7 protein-coding genes and 1 pseudogene are annotated in these 8,436 nt (G+C 42.0%); 6 read left to right on the forward strand and 2 right to left on the reverse strand.

Going from position 1 to position 8,436, the window contains the following annotated elements:
- Positions 1–472 (reverse strand): annotated as a pseudogene (locus H9625_RS16570) (helix-turn-helix domain-containing protein); the annotation flags it as partial.
- 98 nt (positions 473–570) lie between these two features.
- Between H9625_RS16570 and H9625_RS16575 the strand changes: the two are divergent.
- Entirely contained in the window at positions 571–783 is a 213-nt protein-coding gene (locus H9625_RS16575; RefSeq protein WP_191765399.1) for a hypothetical protein, read from the forward strand.
- On the opposite strand, the gene H9625_RS16580 is transcribed toward H9625_RS16575, so the two are convergent.
- Entirely contained in the window at positions 780–977 is a 198-nt protein-coding gene (locus H9625_RS16580; protein WP_191765401.1) for a hypothetical protein, read from the reverse strand. The genes H9625_RS16575 and H9625_RS16580 overlap by 4 nt on opposite strands.
- A gap of 416 nt (positions 978–1,393) precedes the next feature.
- On the opposite strand from H9625_RS16580, the gene H9625_RS16585 reads away from it, so the two are divergent.
- The 5 genes from H9625_RS16585 to H9625_RS16605 all read left to right on the forward strand — a co-directional run bounded on the left by H9625_RS16585 (position 1,394) and on the right by H9625_RS16605 (position 8,422).
- Positions 1,394–2,494, forward strand: a complete 1,101-nt coding sequence (locus H9625_RS16585) for a hypothetical protein (RefSeq protein WP_225226479.1) — start codon at positions 1,394–1,396, stop codon at positions 2,492–2,494.
- The gene (locus tag H9625_RS16590; RefSeq protein WP_191765403.1) at positions 2,484–3,041 is read left to right on the forward strand and encodes a condensin complex protein MksE; all 558 of its coding nucleotides are present in this window, start codon (positions 2,484–2,486) and stop codon (positions 3,039–3,041) included. Before H9625_RS16585 ends, H9625_RS16590 begins: the two co-directional genes overlap by 11 nt.
- The gene (locus H9625_RS16595; RefSeq protein ID WP_191765405.1) at positions 3,025–6,675 is read left to right on the forward strand and encodes an ATP-binding protein; all 3,651 of its coding nucleotides are present in this window, start codon (positions 3,025–3,027) and stop codon (positions 6,673–6,675) included. Before H9625_RS16590 ends, H9625_RS16595 begins: the two co-directional genes overlap by 17 nt.
- Before the next feature lie 9 nt (positions 6,676–6,684).
- Positions 6,685–7,536, forward strand: coding sequence for a DUF7281 domain-containing protein (locus H9625_RS16600; RefSeq protein ID WP_191765407.1), 852 nt, complete (start codon positions 6,685–6,687; stop codon positions 7,534–7,536).
- A gap of 112 nt (positions 7,537–7,648) precedes the next feature.
- Complete coding sequence (locus tag H9625_RS16605; protein ID WP_317173129.1) at positions 7,649–8,422, forward strand: IS66 family transposase; 774 nt, start codon at positions 7,649–7,651, stop codon at positions 8,420–8,422.
- Positions 8,423–8,436: the final 14 nt, after the last annotated feature.

Here is an 8,436-nt window from a genome sequence, read left to right on the forward strand (position 1 = left end):
TGGTATGCAACAGCATGGCTGTAAGCAGCAGGGAATATCCTCCGATAAGGAGAAGAAGCATATCACGATGGCGGTAGAGGGTATCTCCGCCAATCCAGCCGTATATCCAACAGGCCAGCATAATAGCCAGAGGAATGATGCCGGACAATACAAATATCAGTTTGCGGTGTCTTGTCTTGCTGAAGAAAAACCGGCGGAACGACAACACGCCCGCACCGGGCAACAGCAGCACAAGAAAAACACGCATAAAAAGACATGCGTCAGGGCTGTCCATCCGGAAAAGCCATACCACAGGCAAGGCAAAACAGGCATAGATAATTGTGATGAGCTTGCGGGCCGGATAAAAATAGGTTTCTTCCTCGTCAAACGGACGGCACATGTGGAAATAACGCACCAACGCACAAAACAGTGACGTAACGACCAGTATCAGGCAGGATGCCGCATAATATATTTCAGGACCTTGTATTATCATATCGGATTTCTAAAAATTTTGCGAATTTACAAAAATCCGTTCGTATTAGGCCTCTAATCAGAGCTTTTTATCATCTACCCCCCTTATTTTTCATATGTATGTCAAAGAACAATGGATTATTTCTTTATTTTTATGGCTTTTACCAAATGCAGTTCCTTTATCCCGAGTTTACGAAGTTCGGGCGAATGCACATAAATGACACCGACCTCATAAGTGTCGGGCTTCACATGAAAACTGTAAAGCAGATAACCGGTATATGGTTTGGCAAGCAGGCACGCATGGTAATGATACCTTCCGTCACATTCACTTAAGAATGTATTTCTTTACAATTGCAACAAATAATCTCAGAAGCTGTTTTGAATTTCTCCAAAAAGTTTTTCTTGGCTTGATGTGTTCGTTTTCGTGTGTGCTTTGGGCGATTTTTTGGTCCTTTCCGCTTCTGTTCTTCGTCAGATAGCCCGCTATCTTCCTCATCACAGAAACAAAAAATGCCTCGAAAACTCATCCCCAATCATCGCACGATAAATTCAGAACAGTTTATTTGTAACTTATAATGTGTCGGTATGGAATCCCAACTTGAGGAGTAAAACCGCTATGTGTACGTAGGATACAAGGTTTTATGATATGGCAGTTCTTGGTCACAACGATGTAAGATTTTACTCAATAATGATTTTGTAGTGCATAAATAGTACATATATTGTGCAACAGACATTGTTATTTGAATGAAAAATAGTAATATTGCATTTGAATAACAATATAGGGAATGAAAAACATCATTCTAAATCAACGCAAGGAACGTGATGGACTGGTCGTTTTGAATATATGGATGTCCTGACGCATTTTAGAAGTATAGAAGAACTGACGAAAACGCTTTCACGTGAGCAAAGATTGCTAAGTGAGATGTTTGGGAAGCGGAAGCTTATGAAGTTTCCGTCGGGTCTTGCCATTGACCTTGTCGGAGGAAATGAACAAAGATTGAGAAAGCTGGTTGATTATGGTGTGCTGGTGGAATCCGGAAATGCGGTTGAGATTGAGAGCGACTATCTGAACTTCTTTGAGGAAGTGCTGAATGTCAATGAGGAAATTAGCGTATTAAGCGTACAGGAATGCATCAACACCCTGAAAGAGAATATCGGTTATTTCTTGCAAGAGACTAATCCCAACCGCAAAGCCGGATATCAGGATAGTGTGCGGCAACTTTTAAAGAAGACCGGATTCAGGACCCTGAAGAATGTGGTGGATTTGAAGCGTAATATGGACAATGCCTATAAGCAAGAACCCAATTATGTCATCAAAAAGAAGAAACTGGAGAATCTGGATGAAAAGAGCCATAGCATTCGTGCCATGATACGTGAATGTGAAAAACTGATGGATAATGAACACGCCTTTTTCATCATGGCCAATGATCCGCACATGGCAAAGACCTGTAGCGATGTGAAACATGATTTTGTAGAAGCCTATCATGCGCTAATGGAAATTGACAGACAGATTATTTCCTATATCAATCAGATAGACCTGCAAAATCAACTTTACAAAAAGATACGGAAGTTGAAGTTCCTGCAAGATCAGTTGCTTATCAAGACCGATACGAACCTTGTAAAAGTTCTGGAAGAAAGGAATCCTCTTTGGATGGAATCCCGCCAATACAATAAGATTCGCCTGTCTTTAGAAATGCTAAGGGAAAACGATCAGGTAGTAAAGTTGCTGAGACGAATTGCTGAACGGAATGGGGTACAGAAAACAGCCAGAACGGAAGCCGGGCCTCTGGCAGAGGAAGACTTGCAAGAACATATCCGGCAACTGAAGGAGGTGGATTCTGCCGAAGTCTGGAATGCATTTTTAGCATCAAGTTATAATCTGTTCGAGTTCATTCTGAGGTATGACTATAAAGTAAAACGTAGCATAGAAGAACATGCCACTCTCTTCTGTCAGTTGGTTATCTTGCATCCTGATGAATGCCGGATAACAGGCGAATATGCAATTTATCAAGACATTGAATATCCTATAATTTATGCGAAATAATACTCAAAGAATATACGAGCGGTTAAGCCGGGGAGAGTTTCTTTCGGTAGACAGTGCAGATACCTCTGTCCGTCATCTGTATGAGGATATCGAGGAGAATCTGGAAGATTATACAGAATACTTCAAGGAAATCGGTCTGCAACTGGAATCTGGTAATGGTTACTTCTATTTTTCAAGAATAGGAGAGGGTAAACAGACGATAGAGCAGAAATTGGACAGCTTTTCAAAATGGCTTGACTATCTGGATTTTCTGAAATGCTATAATCAGTCATTTGCTGCAGGATATCAGTTCCGCAAAAGCCATTTGATGGAACAGATCAGTCTGGATATCGAACTGAAGGAAAAGGCAAACCGTCTGTTCAAAAAATACGGTGTGGGGTCTAATGTTGAAATAGTAAACAAACTGCTTCAGGAAATGCAGAACATGGGATTTGCGGAGTGTATCAGCGAACTTGATGAGACCTTTAAGGTTACTTCGGCATTCCGCTATGTCGAAGAATTGGTTGAAATAATTCAAATTGCAAATGAAGATGAAATACCTGAATAAGATTATTTTTATCAATAGTGCCAATATTCCGTATGCAGAGATATCTGTAGACGGGAATGTGCATTTCACAGGGACTCAGGGTGTCGGTAAAAGTACGGTATTGAGGGCACTGCTGTTTTTCTACAATGCGGATAAACAGCATTTGGGTATTCAACAGGGACAGAAATCGTTTGATGAATTTTATTTTCGCCAGTCAAACTCTTATATACTTTATGAAGTGATTCGAGACAATGGCGCATATACGATACTTGTCGGCAGATATCAGGGACGCGCTTCATGGCGGTTTATTGATGCACCTTATCAGCGTGAATGGCTGATAGACGATGACAAGCAGGTATTGAGTGACTGGGTGAAGATTCGCGAACGTATAGACAAAGACGTAGCTGTTTCTGCAAGAATCGAGTCCGGTGTGATGTTCAAGGATATAATCTTTGGCAACACTCATGACCATAAATATGCGCGTTATGCACTGGTGCAGAGTTCGCATTATCAGAATATCCCACGAAGCATTCAGAATGTCTTTCTGAATACCAAACTTGATGCGGACTTTGTAAAGAATACGATTATACAATCCATGACTGATGAGGATTTGCCGATTGATTTGCAGACCTACAGACGACTTGTTACAGATTTTGAGCGGGAGTATGACGAGATAGACTGTTGGTTCCGCCAAACACGTGATGGCAGTTACCCTGTGCGTCAGCAAGCATTGAAAATAGCTGAACAGGGCCGTACAATTGTAGCACTCGACCAGCAGTTGTCTGACGTATGGCACATGCTCAATCATGCTGTAGCTTATAGTGAAAAGCATATACCTCTTTTGGAGATAGAAGCCGCAGAAGTTGAAGCGGACATAGAGAAAGAGCATAACCGTGAAAAGGAACTTACGGCAGAATATGATAAAGAAAAAGACGCACTCAATCAGGACCTTGGTGCCAAAAAGGGTAAACTGAAGGAAATAGCACAGGCAAGAAAGTATTTCGCTGACGAGGGTATTGATGACAAACTCGCTCTTGCCGGTCGTGAGTCTGCTATCAGACAGGAGGCTGCTGATAAACAAACGCTATTGGATGATTTGTTGAAAGCTTATGCATCGATAGAAGAAAAGTACAACATTGCAAGAGGTAAATTGGAAAATGCACGTCAGGCGTTTGGGAACATGCAGAAAGAAGCATATTATCAGAAACAGACCGAACTTCAGATAAAGCGTAAGAGCTTGGAAGAAGAACGTACCAGAAACAGGAATCAGGTTATGGAGACTTTCAACAGCTGGCGACATGACTCTGACGAACGTCTGCAAATGTTGTTGACCGAACAGAACAGGACTGAAAATGCGCTGAAGGAACTCCGGCATTGGCATCCCAAAGCTACTGAAATAAAGCAAGTAGATGAGGAACTGCAACAATTGAATTTTTCGGAAAAAGAGAATGCGGCCCAACAGACAGCGGTAAAAAGTCAGATTGCCCGGATTACTGCCGAGTATGAGATGAAAGAAACGGAGATAAAACAAGCCTCTCAGCGTGAGCAGGAACGTCTTGACGCTGACCGTACACAAATGCGTGAACAAATCGCGAAGATTCATGATTTATTGGCTCGTTTAGACGGTTCTCTTTACAAGTGGCTTTGTGAAAACGCTGAAGGTTGGGAGAACACGATAGGCAAAGTCGTTGACGAAGAGAGGATTCTATATGCTCAAGGGCTTGACCCTCAGTTGGACACTGTGGCTAATGGCATGTTTGGCGTAAAGTTAAACCTGGATAATATTGCCTCTGTGCATCGTACGCCTGATGAATATAGATTGGAGAAGAATAACCTGGAAGAGCAGGTACGGCAGATTAACCATCAGCTTGCGCAATTGCCCGTTACTCTTCAGGAAGAGATAGCTAAACTTGGCAAGAAATATGCTGTACAGGTCAATCCGCTTCGTCAGAAAATGACATCGTTGAAGGTGGAAGAAGAACAGGTGCCAGCCAAGCGGCAGAACCTGCAAAACCGTAGGCATAAGCTGGAGATGGAAGAACAGGAACAGATTTCCCGCGAAAAAGAAATTCGTGAACGTTCCTTTAATGAGGCTGTGCTGAACGTGAATTCGGAGAAGGAGGCACGTAATAAGTACGAATTGAAGAATAAAAAGGACCTTAAGGAGCTCGATTCATCGTTTAATAAAGCAGCCAAAGCACTTGATGAGGAATTGCGTATTTTCAAGGAGTCGCAAGATGCTGTAGCGGCCGAACGTAATCAGGAATTCGCTGCACAGAAGCAACAACTCGACGAACAGCAGAAAGCCGAACTTGCAGGCAAGGGCGTTGATACGAACCTGCTCGAGCAATACCGCAGGGCTTTAAATGATTTAAAGGATCTGTTGATGAGGATTGATAAAGAACGTTCAATTGTTATCAGATATCGCGACACAGAGCAAAATCTTTTTGCCAAGGAGCCGGAAATCAAAAAGGCAATTAAGACTATAGAGCAGCGGCTCGCCATGATACGTCAGCGTTATGAAGACAGGCGGACACGTATCGGGAAAAAATGTAAAGAAATGGAAGAGCGCCGGAAAAAGGTTCGTGGTGAACTGACGCATAGGAGAGAAGGCTTGACGCTTTATCATCAGATGGTAGAAAATGAGCATCTGGTGCCTGATGCTTTCCTCTCTGATGACAAGATGAAGAAGACCGAGTTGGATTGTCAGCAACTTTTAAGTCAACTTCGAGGTACGGTCAATCAGAAGCGTGAATCGATAGACAAGCTTAAATCCATAGTTGTCAGTTTCAATCGTAACTTTAAGCCCCAAAATGCTTTCCATTTCAATACAATGCCTGTAACAGACAATGACTATTTGGAGATTGCAGCGGATTTGCAGGACTTTATGGACAATAATAAAATCGAGGAGTTCCGCAGACGTACCAGCGAGCATTATAAAGATATTTTGGGACGTATCTCGGCGGAAATCGGTTCACTGATGAAACGCAGGTCGGATGTGGATGGGGTGATACAGGATATAAACCGTGATTTTATAGAAAAGAATTTTGCAGGAGTAATCAAGAGTATTGAACTCAGGGCAGATGAATCATCTGACAAACTCATGAAACTGCTTATATCCATTCACGATTATGCGATAGAGAATGCTTTTTCTATCGGCGAACTGAACCTTTTCTCAAATAATAATCGGGATGAAGTGAACCGTAAGGTCGTAGATTATCTGAAGAGCCTGTCTCATCAGTTGCAGAACGAACCGAATCGTCCGACTGTATCTTTGGGGGACGCTTTCCGTTTACAGTTCCGTGTGAAAGAGAACGACAATGACACCGGCTGGGTTGAACGTATTAATAATGTAGGATCGGATGGTACGGATATTCTTGTGAAAGCAATGGTTAATATCATGCTCATCAATGTGTTTAAGAAAAAGGCTGCCAAAAAAAGTGGTGATTTTATCGTACACTGCATGATGGATGAGATAGGTCGCTTGCATCCTACCAATATAAAAGGCATTCTGCAGTTTGCCAATTCACGCAATATCTATCTTATCAACAGTTCACCTACATCGTATAATCCATACGACTACCGCTATACATACCTGTTAAGTAAGCATGGAGTAAGGACAAGAGTAGAGAAATTGTTGAAACGAATAAATTAATCAGATAATATGGCAATAAGTGCGTCTATACAGGCATTGTTAGCCGGTGAACAGGTTGCCGGGTCGAGGCTGAACAGTAAGTTGCTTGATGAGCTGTTGGCAGAAGGTCTGCTGTTGGTTGTATCACGTGGCTCAAGAAAATCATATCGTGCCCGTGATGCTGAGGCTCTGAAAAGATTTCTTGTAGATAAGGATGAGCGTTATCGCCTTCTCGAAGTAAATGCTTCAGATTCCCGTGCCACAATGGCTGCGGAGACAGGAAACTCCAAACTCGTCATGATCCGTTCCTGTCCGGGATTTCCTGTAAACAGTTATGAACCTATTGAGTGTTTTCTTGACGAAAAACCGTTGGTGGTAAATCCGCAGGAAGGGAGTTTTCTTTTTGTCTCGGACTGGAAGAAATTTGCAATACCGGAAGATGTAGTAGTGATGGGTGTGGAGAATATGGAAAACTTTAGGATGATTCGTAAGCAACGGACATTCTTTGAAAAATACCTTCATAATCATGACCTTTCTGATAAAGTACTTTTCGTATCCAGATATCCACAATCGACCGATCTTAGAAAATGGCTGTGTACTATATCCAATCATTATCTTCACTTCGGTGACTTTGATTTGGCAGGAATAAACATATTTCTCTATGAGTTTCAGCAATATTTGGGCAAAGAACGTTCTTCCTATTTAATTCCGGATGATATAGAATCCCGTCTGAAGTCCGGTTCCCGGAAAAGATATGATGAACAATATTACCGTTTCAAAGACATTAAGTCGGATGTGTGCGAATTACAACAGTTGATAGATTTAATTCATCATGAGCGAAAAGCTTATGATCAAGAGGGTTACATATGTTGTGAGCCGTAAAAACGGATAAGAATTGAAAGTTATAAAAATATAGTTCAGTAAGGATAGTCTTGCTGAGCTGTATTTTTGTCTAAAACTTGCAGCAGTTATTTAGGACTAGTCATTCTTTTATATCTCTTTTGAATTACAAAAAAAAGACTCACCCAGAGCGCGCTGTTCTTATGGGAAGCGGGGTGAGTATGTAGTTGCCCTCAAGCGGGAGGTCTTCTCCTGTGACTATGTACAGGCGGATGAAACCACAGTTCCAGTCATCAACAGGGAAAAGCACAAGGCTGACAAGGAATATCTATGGATGGTAAGGTCAGTCATGGAAAAACTGGTCATTTTCTATTATGATGATGGATCCCGGGCAGGAGCGGTCATCGAATCTCTGGCAAATCAATATACATATAGAGGATATCTTCAATGCGATGGTTTTGTAGGTTATGAGACAGCCTTCAAGACCAATCCCGACGTGCGGTTACTCAACTGCCTGACGCATATCCGTCGACATTTTGAACTGGCCCTTGATGAAAATAGGGAGATGGCAGGATATGGACTGACACAGATACAGTATATATACAAGATTGAGCACTACTGCGACAAAGCAGGCTTGTCGTATGAAGAACGAAAGGCGAAACGCCTGGAACTGGCCAAACCAGTTATGGAAGCCATGAAGGTGTGGATGGAAACGGAAGGTATCAAGTACAGCCAAAATTCTCTGGCTGGGAAAGCTATCACATATGCCTATTCACGATGGGACAACATGATGACATGTTTGGAGGACGGACGCCTGCTTTGGGATAATAATCTGGCTGAAAATGTCATACGTCCGATTACTTTGGGACGGTTATGTAGTGTACAACATAAGCGCCCTTATGTTGGCATTATATTTATGTTGGCATAATAGAATAAAATATT

It is taken from the genome of Phocaeicola intestinalis, assembly GCF_014837065.1.
Taxonomy (GTDB): Bacteria; Bacteroidota; Bacteroidia; order Bacteroidales; family Bacteroidaceae; genus Phocaeicola; species Phocaeicola intestinalis.